This window comes from Corallococcus sp. AB045, assembly GCF_003668895.1.
Taxonomy (GTDB): Bacteria; Myxococcota; Myxococcia; order Myxococcales; family Myxococcaceae; genus Corallococcus; species Corallococcus coralloides.
In genome coordinates this window covers 1-15846 of the sequence record NZ_RAWN01000210.1, presented here as the reverse complement: position 1 = coordinate 15846, position 15846 = coordinate 1, and the positions used below count along the sequence as shown (strand labels likewise).

At 70.0% G+C, this 15846-nt stretch carries 22 protein-coding genes; 13 read left to right on the top strand and 9 right to left on the bottom strand.

Annotation, left to right across the window (positions count from 1 at the left end; translation table 11 throughout):
• Together D7Y21_RS34115 and D7Y21_RS34110 are read right to left on the bottom strand one after the other, a co-directional pair.
• Window positions 1–505, bottom strand: a 505-nt coding sequence (locus D7Y21_RS34115; RefSeq protein WP_121717902.1) for a DUF1109 domain-containing protein, incomplete at its 3' end; no start/stop codon positions are given.
• Entirely contained in the window at window positions 502–1044 is a 543-nt protein-coding gene (locus D7Y21_RS34110; protein WP_121717901.1) for an RNA polymerase sigma factor, read from the bottom strand. The genes D7Y21_RS34110 and D7Y21_RS34115, both read right to left, overlap by 4 nt.
• A 188-nt stretch (window positions 1045–1232) precedes the next feature.
• Here D7Y21_RS34110 and D7Y21_RS34105 point away from each other — a divergent pair, with 188 nt between their 5' ends.
• The gene (locus D7Y21_RS34105; RefSeq protein ID WP_121717900.1) at window positions 1233–1769 is read left to right on the top strand and encodes a DUF2378 family protein; all 537 of its coding nucleotides are present in this window, start codon (window positions 1233–1235) and stop codon (window positions 1767–1769) included.
• Window positions 1770–1844: 75 nt separating this feature from the next.
• A complete protein-coding gene (locus tag D7Y21_RS34100) occupies window positions 1845–2333 on the top strand; it encodes a peptidylprolyl isomerase (RefSeq protein ID WP_121717899.1) in 489 nt (162 codons plus the stop codon).
• Here D7Y21_RS34100 and D7Y21_RS34095 read toward each other — a convergent pair.
• The 6 genes from D7Y21_RS34095 to D7Y21_RS34070 form a co-directional block, all read right to left on the bottom strand.
• Window positions 2327–3601 (bottom strand): DEAD/DEAH box helicase, encoded by a 1275-nt coding sequence (locus D7Y21_RS34095; protein ID WP_121717898.1) that lies wholly within the window; start codon window positions 3599–3601, stop codon window positions 2327–2329. The genes D7Y21_RS34100 and D7Y21_RS34095 overlap by 7 nt on opposite strands.
• 95 nt (window positions 3602–3696) lie before the next feature.
• Window positions 3697–4551, bottom strand: a complete 855-nt coding sequence (gene fghA, locus D7Y21_RS34090) for an S-formylglutathione hydrolase (RefSeq protein WP_121717897.1) — start codon at window positions 4549–4551, stop codon at window positions 3697–3699.
• Window positions 4548–5660 (bottom strand): S-(hydroxymethyl)glutathione dehydrogenase/class III alcohol dehydrogenase, encoded by a 1113-nt coding sequence (locus D7Y21_RS34085; protein ID WP_014396689.1) that lies wholly within the window; start codon window positions 5658–5660, stop codon window positions 4548–4550. Before D7Y21_RS34085 ends, fghA begins: the two co-directional genes overlap by 4 nt.
• A 100-nt stretch (window positions 5661–5760) precedes the next feature.
• A complete protein-coding gene (locus D7Y21_RS34080; protein ID WP_120563000.1) occupies window positions 5761–6501 on the bottom strand; it encodes a response regulator transcription factor in 741 nt (246 codons plus the stop codon).
• A 20-nt stretch (window positions 6502–6521) separates the two neighbouring features.
• Window positions 6522–7805 (bottom strand): sensor histidine kinase, encoded by a 1284-nt coding sequence (locus D7Y21_RS34075; RefSeq protein WP_120563001.1) that lies wholly within the window; start codon window positions 7803–7805, stop codon window positions 6522–6524.
• Between the two features lie 92 nt (window positions 7806–7897).
• Entirely contained in the window at window positions 7898–8317 is a 420-nt protein-coding gene (locus D7Y21_RS34070; RefSeq protein ID WP_120563002.1) for a hypothetical protein, read from the bottom strand.
• 123 nt (window positions 8318–8440) lie between these two features.
• On the opposite strand from D7Y21_RS34070, the gene D7Y21_RS34065 reads away from it, so the two are divergent.
• The 9 genes from D7Y21_RS34065 to D7Y21_RS34025 all read left to right on the top strand — a co-directional run bounded on the left by D7Y21_RS34065 (window position 8441) and on the right by D7Y21_RS34025 (window position 13500).
• Entirely contained in the window at window positions 8441–9217 is a 777-nt protein-coding gene (locus D7Y21_RS34065; RefSeq protein WP_120563003.1) for a HesA/MoeB/ThiF family protein, read from the top strand.
• Window positions 9205–9444: a sulfurtransferase TusA family protein gene (locus tag D7Y21_RS34060; protein WP_120563004.1), complete on the top strand. Its 240-nt coding sequence runs from the start codon at window positions 9205–9207 to the stop codon at window positions 9442–9444. The genes D7Y21_RS34065 and D7Y21_RS34060 overlap by 13 nt, the downstream gene beginning before the upstream one ends.
• Before the next feature lie 4 nt (window positions 9445–9448).
• A complete protein-coding gene (locus D7Y21_RS34055; protein WP_121717896.1) occupies window positions 9449–9721 on the top strand; it encodes a ubiquitin-like small modifier protein 1 in 273 nt (90 codons plus the stop codon).
• 10 nt (window positions 9722–9731) lie between these two features.
• Window positions 9732–10364 carry a ThiF family adenylyltransferase gene (locus tag D7Y21_RS34050; protein WP_120563006.1) on the top strand — a complete coding sequence of 211 codons (633 nt, stop codon included), beginning with the start codon at window positions 9732–9734 and terminating at the stop codon, window positions 10362–10364.
• Entirely contained in the window at window positions 10283–10816 is a 534-nt protein-coding gene (locus tag D7Y21_RS34045; protein WP_370039650.1) for a Mov34/MPN/PAD-1 family protein, read from the top strand. The genes D7Y21_RS34050 and D7Y21_RS34045 overlap by 82 nt, the downstream gene beginning before the upstream one ends.
• Window positions 10817–10973: 157 nt before the next feature.
• Window positions 10974–11744: an adenylyl-sulfate kinase gene (gene cysC / locus D7Y21_RS34040; RefSeq protein ID WP_120563008.1), complete on the top strand. Its 771-nt coding sequence runs from the start codon at window positions 10974–10976 to the stop codon at window positions 11742–11744.
• Between the two features lie 89 nt (window positions 11745–11833).
• Window positions 11834–12736, top strand: coding sequence for an ATP-dependent sacrificial sulfur transferase LarE (larE, locus tag D7Y21_RS34035; protein ID WP_120563009.1), 903 nt, complete (start codon window positions 11834–11836; stop codon window positions 12734–12736).
• On the top strand, window positions 12733–13272 hold the full coding sequence (locus tag D7Y21_RS34030) for a hypothetical protein (RefSeq protein WP_233612386.1): 540 nt from the start codon (window positions 12733–12735) through the stop codon (window positions 13270–13272). The genes larE and D7Y21_RS34030 overlap by 4 nt, the downstream gene beginning before the upstream one ends.
• 63 nt (window positions 13273–13335) lie before the next feature.
• Window positions 13336–13500, top strand: coding sequence for a ribbon-helix-helix domain-containing protein (locus D7Y21_RS34025; RefSeq protein ID WP_120563010.1), 165 nt, complete (start codon window positions 13336–13338; stop codon window positions 13498–13500).
• 9 nt (window positions 13501–13509) lie between these two features.
• On the opposite strand, the gene D7Y21_RS34020 is transcribed toward D7Y21_RS34025, so the two are convergent.
• Window positions 13510–14370 (bottom strand): tRNA pseudouridine(38-40) synthase TruA, encoded by an 861-nt coding sequence (locus D7Y21_RS34020; RefSeq protein WP_120563011.1) that lies wholly within the window; start codon window positions 14368–14370, stop codon window positions 13510–13512.
• A gap of 43 nt (window positions 14371–14413) precedes the next feature.
• Here D7Y21_RS34020 and D7Y21_RS34015 point away from each other — a divergent pair, with 43 nt between their 5' ends.
• Both D7Y21_RS34015 and D7Y21_RS34010 read left to right on the top strand, forming a co-directional pair.
• Window positions 14414–15331, top strand: a complete 918-nt coding sequence (locus D7Y21_RS34015) for an AgmX/PglI C-terminal domain-containing protein (protein WP_121717895.1) — start codon at window positions 14414–14416, stop codon at window positions 15329–15331.
• Between the two features lie 27 nt (window positions 15332–15358).
• The coding region (locus D7Y21_RS34010) for a hypothetical protein (RefSeq protein WP_199735548.1) at window positions 15359–15846 on the top strand (488 nt) is incomplete at its 3' end.

Below are 15846 nucleotides of genomic sequence, written 5' to 3'. Positions count from 1 at the left end.
GCCCCGCCACCGCCGCGCGCAGCGGGTCGAACACCGCCGACCGCAACGCCACCAGCGCCACCACCAGGGGCACCAGCGCCAGCGCCACGTGGCTCAACGTGCACACCCACTCGGGGAGGGTGGAAGGGCCCCGCGGGGTGGCGCGCGTCAGCACCAGCAGCGCGGAGCTCATCAGCGCCATGCCCACGCCCACCCAGCGCAGCCTGCGCCCGCGTGGAGACAGCGCCCCCCAGGAGCACACCGCGCCCGTGGACAGCAGCATCACCAGCATGGGCGCGCGGCCCACCAGCATCGAGCCCGTGGTGCGCCCCAGCGCCAGGAGCACGCCCATCACCGCGAGCGCCAGGCCCGCGGACGCCGCGAACAGCCCCACCGCCTGCGAACGCCACCCTCGCACCGGCCGCTTCAGGGCCAGCTCCGCGCGTGATGCCGCCAGCGCTCGCTCCATCGCCTTCGGGTCCAGGCGGGGCGGGGTGGACCGCCATGGGTCGGTCGGAGGGCTCATGACACGTCCTCCAGTCCACCCAGCAGCTCACGCAGCTTCTCGTAGCCCCGGTGCGCCCGGAGCCGGGCCGCGCCCGCGCGGATGCCGCGCATCTCGGCGATCTCCTCGAAGGACCAGCCCTCCATCTTGCTCAGCACCACCGCCTCGCGCTGCTCCACGGGCAGTTGCTGGAGCGCGTCCTCGATGCGCCGGCGCATGGCCGGGTCTCCGTCCGGCGCGGGCACCGACGTGGGCCCTTCCTGCGGCGCGTGCGCGTGCGCGTCCACGTGCTGCTGATGCCGCAGCGCGTCCCGGGCCGCGTTCGCCGCGATGGTGAGCAGCCAGGGGGTGAAGCGGGTGCCCGGCTCGTAGCGGCCCCGGGCTCGGATGACGGACAGGAAGGTCGTCTGCATGAGGTCCTCCGCCAGCGGCCCGTCCCTCACCATGCGGGCGAGGAAGCCGTGCACACGCCCGGCATGCCGGGCGAACAGCGCCTCGAACGCCGGCTCGTCTCCCTGGCGGAACTGGTCCATGAGCACTTCGTCCGTGACGCCTTCCATCGCCTGGCTCACGGACGGCCCTGCCCGGAAATCGTTTCCAAGGGCGGTCGATTGCCTCCCTGGATGCTCCAAAGCCTTGAAACGACAAGCGTTGGACGTGACATCGCCGGAGGGCTCGCTTCCAGGACCCGAAAGGGTAGTGTCGCGCGCCTTACCGGTTTCAACGCGTTTCCCCAATTCGAGCGTCCATGTCCCCGGCCGAGGTCGTCATCCAGTCCACGCTGTTCGAGTCGCTGCTGCGCTGCGTGCGGTTGGACAGCGGATTGCGCGAGCGAATGGCGGCGGCTGGCTATGACCCGGACCGGCCCAGGGCCAGCTATCCGGCGTCGGTGTTCCTGCGCTGCCAGAACCTGGTGCTGCAGGCCGCGTACGCGGGCCGGCCGCGCGAGGAGGCCCTGCGGCAGATGGGCCGGGACCTGGTGCGTGGCTACTTCGAGACGCTGGTGGGCAAGGTGGTGAACGTGGCCCTGAAGGTCGCGGGCCCGGACCGCGCGATGAAGCGGGTGGCGCTGAGCTTCCGCTCCGTGATGGAGCCGGTGGAGATCACCTCCACGGAGCTGGGCCCGAAGGACTGGCGGGTGACCTTCCAGGGCTATCCCTTCCCGGCGGAAGCCGCGGCGGGGTGTTGCGAGGAGGCCCTGCGCCAGGCCGGGGCCTCCAATCCCAGCGCGGTGCTCGAGTCCGACGATGGACACGGTCGCTTCGAGCTGCACATGCGCTGGTAGGACGTCCCTGTGCACGCCGTAACGGTGATCATCATCCTTCCACCGCGACATGACTGAATGCGCTATGAGGGCCCCATGAAAATCGGCAAGGACAGTGTTGTCGCCATTGACTACAAGCTGCACCTCGGCGACGGGAAGGTCGTGGACGAGAGCGAGGCGGGCGAGCCGCTCGTCTACCTGCACGGCTACGAGGAGATCGTCCCCGGCCTGGAGAAGGCGCTGGAGGGCAAGGCCGCGGGTGAGTCGCTGAAGACGGTCGTCTCCGCGGCGGACGGCTACGGCGACTACGATCCGGAAGGCGTCGAGGAGGTCCCCCGGACCGAGTTCCCCGAGGACCTGGAGATCAAGGCCGGCGGCATCCTGAGCGCCACGGATCCGGAGGGCGACGAGGTCGACTTCCTGGTGAAGGAAGTGCGCAAGGACACGGTGCTGGTGGACTTCAACCACCCGTTCGCCGGCAAGGAGCTGCACTTCGAGGTCTCCATCAAGGAAGTGCGCGCCGCCACGCCCGAGGAACTCGAGCACGGCCACGCGCACGGCCCCGACGACGACCACGATCACTGACCCGCGGGACCCTTCGGCCGGCCCTTGCCGTGCGTCCGGGCATGCCGCCCGGGCGCCGCGCCTTCGGGCCGCTTGGAGCGTCCATGGTCGGCCTGGGGCGGTCCCGGATCGCGCTGCTTCGCCGCGAACGCCTCCATCTCCCGCTTGAAGATGGGATCCCTCCGGGGAACCTCCGTGCGGGGAAGCTCCTGGCGGATGATGCGCTCGATGTCCTGGAGCGTGCGCCGCTCCACCTCCAGCGCGAACAACGACGCCCGCCCACTGGCCGCCGCGCGAGCGGTCCGGCCGATGCGGTGCACGTAGTCCTCCGGCCCGTGGGGCACGTCCAGGCTGATGACGTGGCCAATGTCATCCACGTCCAGGCCGCGCGCCGCCAGGTCGGTGGCCACGAGGCAGCGGTACTGCCCGCGGCGGAAGCCCTCCAATGCCTGACGCCGCTGGGCCTGCGTGCGGCCCGCGTGCAGGGCGGCGGACTTGTGGCCCGCGGCGGCGAGCAATTCCTTCATCTTGTCCGCGCGCTGCTGGGTGCGCACGAACACGAGCGCGCTGGCCTGATCCTGTGAGAGCAGCGTGAGCAGCAGGGGCCACTTCTCCTCGGGCTTCACGATGTAGAGGTGCTGTTCGGCGCGAGGCGCGGGCGTGCCGCTGGGCGTCACCTCCACGCGCACGGGCCTGTGCAGGGCGCGCTGTCCGAAGCGCGTCACGTCCGCGCCCAGGGTGGCGGAGAACAGCATCGTCTGGCGCTCGCGGGGCAGCGCGTGGAGGATCTGGTTGATCTGCGGCAGGAAGCCCATGTCGAGCATCCGGTCCGCCTCGTCCAGCACCAGCGTCTGGATGCGCGACAGGTTCACGGCCTTCACGCCCAGCAGGTCCACGAGCCGGCCCGGCGTGGCCACGATGAGGGTGGGACGTGAATTCAGCGCATCCACCTGCGCGTTCATGTCCTCGCCGCCGACGATGAGGACGGGCATGACGCCCAGGGGCTCACCGAAGAAGCGGGCCTGCTCCTCCACCTGCTGCGCCAGCTCGCGCGTGGGGGTGAGGATGAGGCCCCGGGTGCCCTTCTCGCCCGCGAAGCGCTCGATCATGGGGAGCAGGTAGGCGGCCGTCTTGCCGGTGCCGGTGGCCGCGCAGCCGATGACGTCGCGGCCGGACAACGCGGGCGGGATGGCCTGCGCCTGGATGGGCGTGGGGGTACCGAAGCGGGCACGCTTCACTGCGCCCAGCGTTTCGGGGGACAGGCCCAGGGACTTGAAGGAAGCAGTCATGCCCCACGCCTCCCACGTCCGGGCCGGAGAGGGAAGGGGGATTGAGGGGAGGGCGCCCCGGGCCATGTAAGCCCAGGGCGCTCCAGGGGCTGTTTTCAGCCCGCGTTCAGCGCCGCGCAGTGGTGGCGCAGGTGGTCTTCCATGAACGTGGAGACGAAGTAGTAGCCGTGGTCGTACCCCTCCTGCATGCGCAGGGTGAGGGGCTGGCCCGCCGCCTCGCAGGCTTCCTTGAGGAAGTGCGGGTGCAGCTGGTCCGGCAGGAACTTGTCCTTCGTCCCCTGGTCCACGAGCAGCGCCGGTACGCGCCGGCCGGCCTTCAGCAGCTCCGTGGCGTCGTACTCGCGCCATGTCTGCTCATCCGGCCCCAGGTAGCCGCCAAAGGCCTTCTTGCCCCAGGGGCTGCGGATGGGAGCCCCAATGGGAGCGAACGCGGACACGGACTTGTACCGGCCCGGGTTGCGCAGCGCCGTCACCAGCGCGCCGTGCCCGCCCATGGAGTGCCCGAAGATGCCCTCGCGGTCCATGCGCGCGGGGAAGTGCGCACCGATGATGCCGGGCAGCTCCTGCGTGATGTACGTGCCCATGCGGTAGCGCGCCTTCCACGGCTCCTGGGTGGCGTCCAGGTAGAAGCCCGCGCCGGTGCCGAAGTCCCAGTCCGCGTCCTCGCCCGGGATGCCCGCGCCGCGAGGACTGGTGTCCGGCGCCACGAGCATCAGCCCCAGCTCCGCCGCCACGCGCTGCGCGCCGCCCTTGGTGACGAAGGTCTCCTCCGTGCAGGTGAGGCCCGCCAGGTAGTACAGCACGGGCACCTTGCCGTGCTTCGCCTGGGGTGGGGTGAAGACGCTGAAGCGCATCTCCCCGCCGCAGGCCTCGGACGGGTGCTTCCAGAAGGACTGGGTCCCTCCGAAGCACGCGTGCTCGCTGACGAGCGTGGGAGTCACGGCGCTCATCCGTACTTCACCACGCTGCGGATGGACTTGCCCTCGTGCATCAGGTCGAAGCCGTGGTTGATCTCCTCCAGCTTCAGCGTGTGGGTGATCAGCGGGTCGACCTGGATCTTCCCGTCCATGTACCAGTCCACGATCTTCGGCACGTCCGTGCGGCCACGGGCGCCGCCGAACGCGCTGCCCTTCCACACGCGGCCGGTGACGAGCTGGAACGGGCGGGTGCTGATCTCCTGCCCCGCGCCCGCCACGCCGATGATGATGCTCTCACCCCAGCCGCGGTGGCAGCACTCCAGTGCCTGGCGCATCGTCTTCACGTTGCCGATGCACTCGAAGCTGTAGTCCGCGCCGCCGCCGGTGAGGTTCACCAGGTAGGGGACGAGGTCGCCTTCCACTTCCTTCGGGTTCACGAAGTGCGTCATCCCGAACTTCTCCGCGATCTCCTTGCGAGCGGGGTTCAGGTCCACGCCGACGATCATGTCCGCGCCCACCATGCGCGCGGCCTGCACGACGTTCAGGCCGATGCCGCCCAGGCCGAAGACGACGACCTTCGCGCCGGCCTCCACCTTCGCGGTGTAGACGACCGCGCCCACGCCCGTGGTGACGCCGCAGCCGATGTAGCAGACCTTGTCGAAGGGGGCGTCCTCGCGGATCTTCGCCACGGCGATCTCCGGCAGCACCGTGAAGTTCGCGAACGTGGAGCAGCCCATGTAGTGGTGGATGGCCTGCTTGCCCAGGCGGAAGCGGCTGGTGCCGTCCGGCATCAGGCCCTTGCCCTGCGTGGCGCGGATGGCCGTGCACAGGTTCGTCTTCTGGGACAGGCACGACTTACAGCCGCGGCACTCCGGCGTGTAGAGCGGGATGACGTGGTCGCCCTTCTTCACGCTGGTGACGCCGGGGCCCACGTCCACGACGATGCCCGCGCCCTCGTGGCCGAAGATGGCGGGGAACAGACCTTCCGGGTCCGCGCCGGAGCGGGTGAACTCGTCGGTGTGGCACAGGCCGGTGGCCTTCAGCTCGATCAGCACCTCGCCCGCCTTGGGGCCTTCCAGGTGCACGGTTTCGATGCTCAGGGGCTTGCCGGCCTCGAAGGCGACGGCGGCGCGGACGTCCATGGTGGGGCTCCTGTCAGTGGGGAACGAAGACTCCCCACCATAGAGGCCACGCACCGCGTCGTCCGTGAAAAGAAGCGGCCCGACCCATCAGGGCCCGCAACTAGACGGAGATCAGGCCCTTGCGGATGCCCTCGGTGACGGCCTCCACCCGGTTCGTCACTTCGAGTTTCCGGTAGATGTGCTCCAGGTGCGTGCGGATGGTCGCCTTGGAGAGCGACAGCAGCCGGGCCGCCTCGCTGTTGGACACGCCCTTGGCGATGAGCTGGAGGATCTCCCGCTCGCGATCCGACAGCGGCTTGAGCAGCGGCTCCTGCGCGGACGCCGGAGCAGCGGGCTCCGCGGCGGACGGCGCCACGGCCAGCGGCTCCGTGGGCACGGGCGCGGTGTCCGGCTCCACGCGGAAGTGGCGCAACAGCCGGCGCGCCAGGTTCGGCTGGATGACCGTGCCGCCCGCGCGCACCTCCTTGATGGCCTCCACGATCTTGTCCACCGTGGCGCCCTTGAGCAGGTAGCCGGACGCGCCCGCCTTCACGGCTTCGAGGACCTTGTCCTCCTCGTCGAAGATGGTGAAGATCAGGATCTCCACCTTCGGGAAGCGCGCCTTCACCTCGCGGGTGACGTCGATGCCGCTCATGCGCGGCAGCCCCAGGTCCAGCAGCAGCACGTCCGGCTGCTCGCGCTCCACCTCCACCAACGCGGCCTCGCCTGACAGCGCGGTGCCCACGATGTCGATGTCCGGGTGGCCTTCGAAGAGGCGCAGCTGGTTCTTCAATATCTTGGTCTGGTCCTCCACGACGAACACGCGGATGGGGAGGGCGGCGGCATTGGAGGTCGGGTCCACGGTGCGGGCTCCGGTGCGTGTCAGGCGGAAAGACAGGGAAGGGAGAAGGCCACCTGGGCCCCGGCGCCGGGCGCCGAGTCCACCACGATGGAACCCCCGAGCTTCATGGCCCGCTCACGCATGTTGAGCAGGCCGTAGTGTCCGCGCGGCGTGCGGCCCGGGTCGAAGCCCTTGCCGTTGTCGCGGACCACCAGGTGCACGCCCTCCGCGCTGAAGTCCAGGCGCACCTGGACCTCCTTCGCCTCGGCGTGCTTCGCGGCGTTGGACAGACACTCCTGGAGGATGCGGAACAGCGCCAGCTGCGCGTCCGGGGGCAGCTTGCGCGTCAGGCCCGTGCGCTCGAAGCGGATGGCCTGCCCGGTTCGGTCGCGGAACGTCTTGACGTAGTCCTCCAGGCCCTGCGCCAGCTCGAAGTCGTCGCGCATCATCCGCAGGTTGCGGCGCAGCTCTTCAATCGACTCCTCCGCGGTGGCCTTCATCTCGCGGATCTCCGTGCGCAGCCCGTCCTCGCGCGCGAGGTTCAGGATGTACTCCGCCTGGATGATCATCGAGGACAGGGACGCGCCCAGGCCGTCATGGATTTCGCGAGCCAGCCGGTTGCGCTCCTCCACCACCGCCAGCTCCTTCAGGTCGCCCTGCAGGGACACCACCTCGCGGTGCGCGGTGGCCTCGCGCTCGTTCAGGTACACGAGCACGTAGACGATGATGAAGTTGAGCCCCAGGTACCAGAGCAGCGTGAGCAGCTCCACCGCCGTCACGGAGCGGTTGAGCAGCAGGTCCAGGCGCGTGGTGATGGGCAGCGCCAGGAGCGGCGGCAGGATGGCCAGCGGCTTGGGGAAGAGGATGGCGAAGAGCGTGGTGAACAGCAGCTGCGTCGCCAGCAGCGGGCTTTGAAGGCCGCCGCCCACCTGCGGCCGGGCGATGAGCACCACGGTGATCAGCAGGTCGAAGCACAGCGACAGGTACGTCACCCACCGGCCCGCCTTCGGGTGGTCGATGACGAGCAGGTTCGCGACGCTGTAGAGGAGCATCGCGAAGTAGCCCAGGAAGGAGATGGGCCCGTTGAAGCCGAAGTAGCCGCTCCACGCGGGCACCGCGAGGATGAGCAGGCCCAACGTGAGGAACATCATCCGCGCGTAGAACAGCGCGCGGGCCCGGGCGACGAAGCGGTCCTGCTCCCAGGAGGCCGCCGCCTGCTCCGCGGACACGTTATCCGTGAGGTTGCGGCGCTCCAGCACGGCGCGGACGCGGGCCTTCAGGTCATGGGCCGGGTGGTCGTCGCCGGGTCGGGGGTCGCTGTCCATTCGAGCGGCAGCTTACGGGACCTTCCCGGGGAGCGGAATTCCCGGCAAGCCGCCAGGAGAGCGTCCTGGCGGGTGCGGAAGGGGGGAACGCGCTACTTGGCGGCGCCTTCGTCCACGCACGCCTTCTTGGCCTCGGGCTGGCGGGCGAGGACGAAGTCCAGGCGGTCGGTGCTCTGCCCCGTGCGCTCGTCGAACAGGGGCGAGCCGCCCGCGTACATGGTGCCCTTCTGGCTGCCGTACTTGTCCAGGTTGTGGGCCTTGAGCCAGCCGTCCACGCAGGCCTCCAGGGCCAGGCGGTCGGTGGCGCCCGAGTCGTAGGTCACGGCGCTCGCGTCCTTCGTGCCGGCCTCGGCGGTGGCCTCCGGGGGAGCGGCCTCGTGGCCCGACTGGAGCTCCTCCTTGACGGTGCCGGTCTGCGTGGCCGCGTCAGGGCTCTCTCCGGTGTTCTTGTGGCAGCCGACAGCCAGGGACAGCAGGGTGGAAAACACGAGCGCGCCGGTCAGGTTTTTCATATGTCCTGGCAGGTGAGGGCCGCTTGTGACGGCGGCGGGTAGGGAAGGCTTCGGGAGCGTCCTGAAGTCAGGACGTGGAGTCGCCGCACCATATTCGTTCGTTCCTCGCGGAGCACCAGCCCCATGCACGGTTCCCCGGATACCGACCATCACGCGCGCATCCCCCACGCCACCCGCATCGAGCGCGCGCGGGTGCTGGTGGTGGGAGCAGGCGGCCTGGGCTGTCCGGCGTCGCTCGCGTTGGCGCAGGGCGGTGTGGGCCACCTGACGTTGGTGGATCCGGACCGGGTGGACGTGACGAACCTGCCCCGGCAGCTCTGGCACCGCACCCAGGACGTGGGCCGCTTCAAGGCGGAGTCCGCCGCCGCCGGCCTCCTGCGCGCCTTCCCCGGCTTGAGCGTGGAGGCCCTGCCGGAGCGGCTGGACGCGGGCAACGCCGAAGCGCTCTTCCGCGAGCACGACCTGGTGGTGGACGCCACCGACGGCGTCGCGACCAAGTTCTTCCTGTCGGACGTGGCGGTGCTCACCGGCGTGCCGCTCGTGTACGGCGGCGTGCTGCGCATGCACGGCCAGGCCCTGCGAATCGACCCCGGCGGCCCGTGCCTGCGCTGCCTCTATGAGGACGTGCCGCCTCCGGACGCGGTGCCCACCTGCGCGCAGGCGGGCGTGCTGGGCGCGATGGCGGGGCTCATCGGCGCGGTGCAGGCGCTGCTGGCGCTAGAACTGCTGGCGGGCGCGGCCACGGGCCCTCGCGGTCAGGCCACGCTGCACGTGCTCGACGGCGAGACTCTGGAAGGGCGCACCGTGAAGGTGACGCGCGCGCCCGACTGCCCGGGGTGCGCCATCCAGACGCTGCCCCCGTTCCCTTCGTCCCAGGAGGACACCGCATGCCCGACGTGACGGCGACGTTGGACATCACCCGCGAGGTGTGTCCGATGACCTACGTGCGCACCAAGCTGAAGCTGGAGTCGCTGCCCCCGGACACGCTGCTGGAGGTGCTGCTCAAGGGCGACGAGCCCCTGAAGAACGTGCCCCGCAGCGCCAAGGACGAGGGCCACGACGTGGTGTCCCTGGAGCCACGCGGGGACGGCACGCACCGGTTGATCATCCGCAAGCGGGGGACATGAGCCAATGGCCACGATTCGCATTCCGACACCCATGAGGACGCTGACGGGCAACAAGTCCGAGGTCCAGGCCACCGGCGCCACCGTGGGCGACGTGCTGCGCGACCTGGACGCGCGCTATCCCGGCATGGGCGCGCGCCTCTTCGACGACAAGGGCGCCGTGCGCCGGTACGTGAACGTCTTCCTCAACGAAGAGGACGTGCGCGCGCTCAAGGCCCTGGACACACCCGTGAAGGACGCGGACCGGATCACCCTCATCCCCGCGATGGCGGGGGGCTGAAGGGGCCGTCATGGCGCTGCGCGAGGATCAGATTCTCCGCTACTCCCGGCAGATCCTCCTGAGGGACGTGGGCGGGCGCGGGCAGGAGGCCCTGCTGGCGGGCGGCGCGCGCGTGGACGGGCTGGGCGCGTCCGGCCTCACGGCCACGGCGTACCTGGCGGGCGGCGGGACCCCGGTGACGGGCGTGGGTTCGCTGACCATGGGGCCCTGGTCACCGGGGTTCCTCGCGTCCGCGCACGACGTGGGCCAGCCCGTGGCGGAGGTGCTGGCGCGCGTGGTGCCGGAGGTGAACCCGGACGCGGTGGGCACGCCCGGCGGCGGGCTGCTCGCGGAGCTGCCGGCGGCCTGGAGCGGAGAGGCCCCCTGGGTCGCGCTGGGCGGCGACGGCGCGCGCGGCGCGGTGGTGTTCCGGGGCGCGGACGGGTGCGTCTGGTGCTTCGGCGAGACGGTGCGCCACCTGGGCACACCGCCGGACGGAGCCATGGGCGTCGCCCTGGGCGCCTTGGGCGCGCTCGTGTTCCAGCGGCTGCGGCTGGGTCTGGGCCCGTCGCTGGGCGGCCGGTGGTTGAGCGCTCCGGGCGCGATGACGGACCTGGAGCTCCGCCGGTGCTCGCGCTGCGCGGCGGCGGAAGCGAAGCCCTGAGCCAGCACGCCCCGCCGGAAGTCCTCGCCCGGATGATCCGCCACCTGGAAGGTGCATGGCCCCAGGAAGGCTGCGGCGTGATCCTCCGGAGCGGGGCGGGGGAGGGTGACTCCTGGCGGGTCATCCCCCTGCCCAACGCCTCTCCCACGCCACACGTCGCCTACGCCTTCGCGCCAGAGGCGTGGCTCCAGGTGTGCCTGGACGCGGACGCGCGACAGGAGGCGGTGGCCTGCGTCTTCCACTCGCACGTGGACGCGCCCGCGGTGTTCTCCGCGGAAGACCGCCGCCAGGCTGCTCCCTCGGGAATCCCACTGCTGCCCCAGGTGTCCTACGTCGTGGTCGCCATACGCGGAGGCCGTGCCGCCTCCGCCTCCCGGTCTGTTTGGAGTGCAGGGGATTTTCAGACTGTTCCGCTTGCATTGGCGGATTTCAGGTTTGAAAAACCCGTGTAAGGGCGGGAACTTGCCCTGCAGCCGACCCCACCTACGGAAAGGTGGGTCCGAATTGTCAAGTCACTGGGTTTTCGTCTATAAAGCGGCGGTCTATTGGATCTGCCGCGTCCCACGCCGCGTGCAAGAAGCGCTCCGGACGCAGGGAGTTAGAACCCTTATGGCCACCAACAACGGATTCACCCTCTGGCTCACCGGCATGTCCGGAACTGGGAAGACCACGACGGCCGCCTACATCGCGGCCCGGCTCCGCCAGGTCGGACGTAACGTGGAGGTCCTCGACGAGGGCGAACTCCAGAACGACCTGTGGGCTGGCATCGGCGACACCAAGGACGAGCGCAACATGGTCGTGCGCCGCCTGGGCTTCGTCGCCGGCCTCATGGCCCGCAACGGCGTCGCGGTGCTCGTCCCCTGCGTGAGCCCCTACAAGTCGAGCCGCGAGGAGGTGCGCCGCTCGGTGGGCAAGTACGTGGAGGTCTACGTGGACTGCCCCACGGAGAAGCTCATCGAGCGCGACACCACCGGCAAGTACAAGAAGGCGCTCAACGGGGAGATCCCCAACTTCATCGGCATCACGGAGCCGTACGAGCCGCCCACCTCTCCCGAGGTGACCATCTACTCCGACTCGGAGTCGGTGGAGGACGGCGGGACGAAGATCTTCCAGGCCCTGCTGGACCTGGGTCTGATGTCCACGGACGAGCTGAAGACCATCACCGGCAAGAAGATGAAGGCCAACCCGCTGCCGTCGAAGAAGGCCCGCCGCGACGAAGAGGACCCGCCGGTCCGTGTCGCCGCCGTGAAGGCCGCCAAGGCCCCCAAGGCGGACAAGGGTTCCAAGGGCGCAAAGGCGCGTCCGGCCACCCGCGCCGCCCGCGTGGGCAAGCCGGCCCCGGCCGCGAAGAAGAAGGCCGCCAAGGGCAAGGCCCGGTAGTCCCCACCGCCGTTCAGATTGTCGAAGGGCTCCAGGTTGCCCGCGCGATGCGCGTGCAATCCGGGGCCCTTCCGTTTTAGGAGTCCCCCATGCTGAGCCCCGAGCGGATTGAAGCCCTCTGTGAAGCGTCCCGCCCCAAGCTGGAGGCGATGCGCGACGCCCTGCGAGCCCACGGCAGCGCGCTGGTGGCGTTCTCCGGCGGCGTCGACTCCACCTTCGTCCTCGCCATCGCGGCGGAGGTGCTGGGCGAGCGCGCCCTGGCGCTCACCGCGCTGTCCGCCTCCGTCGCACCAGAGGAGGAGCGCGAGGCCCGCGAGCTGGCGGACCGCCTGGGCGCCCGGCACGTCGTCGTCTCCAGCAACGAGCTGGCGAACCCCAGCTACGCCGCCAACCCCACCAACCGCTGCTACTTCTGCAAGACGGAGCTGTACGACCTCTGCGAGGCGAAGCGCGCGGAGCTGGGGCTGTCCGTGGTGATGGACGGCTTCAACGCGGACGACTTCAAGGATCACCGGCCCGGCCACAAGGCCGCGAAGGAGCACCGGGTGGTGTCCCCCCTGGCGCAGGCCGGGCTCACCAAGGATGAGATCCGCGCGTGGAGCCGCAAGCTGGGGCTGCCCACCTGGGACAAGCCGCAGATGGCGTGCCTGGCGTCGCGCATCCCCTATGGCACCTCCGTGACGCGTGACCGGCTCCTGCAGATCGCCGCCGCGGAGTCGGAGCTGCGCGCGCTGGCCTTCAAGCAGTTCCGCGTGCGCTACCACCAGGACGTGGCGCGCATCGAGCTGGCCAGCGAGGAGTACCCGCGCTTCTTCGAGGCCGGCATCCGCGAGCGGATCAACGGCGCCTTCAAGTCCCTGGGCTTCAAGTTCGTGGCCCTGGATCTGGAGCCCTTCCGCTCCGGCCGCCTCAACGAGGCCGCCGGCATCGCCCCCGCGGCCGGGGCAGGGCAGGGGCACACCGAGGGCTTCAAGCTCCCGGTGGTGGGGTGAAGGGCCTCCCCTCGGGTTTCCTGATCGCGCTGGGCCTGGCGCTGGCCACCCCCGCCGCCGCCGTGGAGTACCTGGATGATGGGCCCTACGCCCGCCGGCGCTCGCTGATCCTCACGGTGGGGCCCGGGGCCACGTACTCCGAACGGATCAGCGGGGACGCCGCCGTGTCCGGGCTCGCCGGGCACCTGGACCTGGGGGCCGCGATCACCGTGGGCTACGAGGGGGACGAGGTGTTCCTCCTCGCGCGCGGCAGCACCGGCCGCCCGGGGGAGGAGCTGGCGCTGATCACCGGCTACCGCAGCGTCTTCGGATCCGAGTCGTGGCGGACCTTCTTCGACCTGGGCGTTTCCGTGCGTCCGATTTCTGGGCCGTGGCTGGGGCCTCGCATAGGGTTCGGCGCCAGACACACCCTCTCGGATCATTTCGCGCTGTACGGCGGGCTCGGCTTCACGTTCGGGTTCGGCTCCGGACTGCGCGCGGACACCGAGCTCTTCACCGGGTTGCAGTGGATCATCCCGGTGGGTTCAGCCTCGTAGGTTGTTTTCTTGAGGTTGTCCGACATTGTGAGAGGGTGTGTGTATCTGTCGGAGGTTGCGCACTTGGACATGAATCCCCGCCTCACCTCGGTCGTGTTTCGTCTCAACCGCGAGAAGTTGGATGCCCTGAAGGAGCTGTCGCGCTCCACGCGCATCCGTCAGAGCGAGTACCTCCGGGAGGCCATCTCGGATCTGCTGGCGAAGTACGAAGCGCGCTTCGTGGACTGAAGCGCCACGTCAGCCCGGCGGCGCTCCCGTGAAGGGTGGCGCGTCGGGCAGACCGGGCGGGTGGAGGCGCTCGCCGGGCCCGAAAGGGTCCACCGCGGAAGGATAGCGGACCTCCCACAACACCAGCCCATGCGCCGGGGCCTTGAAGCCGGCCAGGGCGGTCCCCGACTCCAGCGCCGCGTGCCACTGCTCCTCGGACAGGAGCCCCGCGGCCACCTTCAGCGCGCTGCCCACCAGGTACCGCACCTGGTAGCGCGCGAAGCCGTCTCCCGTCAGCCGCGCCTCGAAGAGGCCTCCGCCCAGCTCCCGCAGGGTGGCGGACTCAAGCGTGCGCGGCTTCTGGGGACTGGAGCGCTCGTGGAACGCGGTGAAGTCCCGCGTGCCCACGGCGCGGGCGAGCAGCGCCTCCAGCTTCTCCGGCGTCACCCGGTGGCCTGCTTTGAGCGTTTCGTCCGCCGCCACGTCCAGCGCGTACGGCCTCCAGGTTTCCGGAGGCGGCGCACCCAGCGTCAGGTGGTAGCGGTACTCCTTGCCGCTCGCGCTCCACTGCGCATGGAAGGCGCCGGGCGGCCGCTTCGCGATGCACAGCCCCACGTCAGGGGAAAGGTGCGGCGACAGCCGCGCGGGCAGCGACTCCAGGGGCACGTCCTCATTGAGGCGCAGGCTGATGACCTGCATCCGCGCGTGCACGCCCCGGTCGGTGCGCCCGGACGGCATCACCGTGGCCGGTGAGCCTGCCTGCTCCAGGGCGTTTTCGAGCGCGTCCTGGACCGTGGGGCCTTCCACCTGGCGCTGGAAGCCGCGGAAGTTTCCACCGCGATACCAAGTCCACAGTACGGCGGGAATTCGTCTGAGAGAGGACCTGGCCACGGCGTTGCGGTGTCGACGGGAGAAACACGATACTCCCGCGCGAATGCTGGCCGCTCAAGAACTCGCGATCGACAGTGATGGGCAGTGGCTTTTCCGACAGGGCGACCTGGTGCTGGGGCCCATCACCGCGTCCCAGGTGGTGGAGAAGCTCTACACGGGGGAGTTGACCCCCGACAGCCCGGTGGCCCCGGCCGGTGAGCGGGAGTTCCGCAACCTCCGGGACACCGCCGCCTTCCAGGTGCACATCGCACGCTTCGAGGCGCAGGGCCGCGTCGCCCAGACGATGCTCGTCGAACAGGCCCGCAACCAGAAGCGGGTGAAGGTGCTGGCCGGCGTCGCCGCGGGCGTGGCGCTCCTGTTGGGCGTCACCGGCTGGTACCTGGCGCGCAACGCCGCCGTGTACGGCCTGTTCGGCGCGACGGAGGAGGGCGACGGCATCACCATGGACCCGCCCACCATCCGCCTGGCCCAGGCGCGCGGGGACGACGAGGACCTCTTCGCCTATCCGACCAATGATCCGCGCCGCCCGGATCGTCCCGCGGGGCAGGGCAACGCCACCGGCAAGACAGCCGGAAGTGGCGCGGTGGCCACCGCCGCCGTCGCGGGCAACCGGCCGCCGCCCCGCACGGGCAGCGTCTCCACGGATCCGGACGGCCTGGAGATGGCCCAGCAGTTCGACCAGGGCGCCATCAACCGCGTCGTCGCGGGCAACCAGTCCAAGCTCTTCCGCTGCTTCAAGGAAGAGGCCGAGCGCACGCCCGGTCTGGCCGCGAAGATCCCCATGGAGTTCGTCATCGGGAACGACGGGCGCGTGAACAAACTCTGGGTGGACAACCCCCAGTTCAAGCAGGGCCCACTCTTCGAGTGCTTGTTCGCGGAGCTGAAGAAGTGGCCCTTCAAGGCCTACGAAGGTGAGCGCGCCACCGTGGGGCTCTCGTTCAATATCGGCAAGCGAGGGTAGGGCGACTTTCTTGCCCACCCTGCGGACGTGCCCGATACAACAGGCATGTCCGCCTCTGTCGCCGAAGTCGAAATCGCCAAGAAGGCCATGAGCGTCCCCCCGGGGACGTTCCGCCACACCGTCCTGCTCGCCGCCAAGCGCTTCAAGTCCACCTGGGCGGAGCTGGGCAAGCTGCTCGTCCAGGTCCGGGACGAAGCGAAGTACGAGGAGTGGGGCCACGCCTCCTTCGAGGCCTACTGCCTCAAGGAGCTCCACATCAAGAAGCAGACGGCGCTCAAGCTCACGCGCTCATTCAGCTTCCTGGCCAAGCACGAGGCCCCGGAGGAGCTCCAGCAGCACGAGTTCCCGGAGAAGGCCCCCGCCTTCGAGGTGGTGGAAGTCCTGGCCGACGCCGAGGAGCGGGGCCAGCTGTCCCCCACGGAATACAAGTCGCTGCGCGACAGCATCTGGAGCCCGGAGAAGTCCCCCACGGAGCTCAAGAAGGAGTTCGCCGAGCGCTTCCCCCGGCCCCCGCC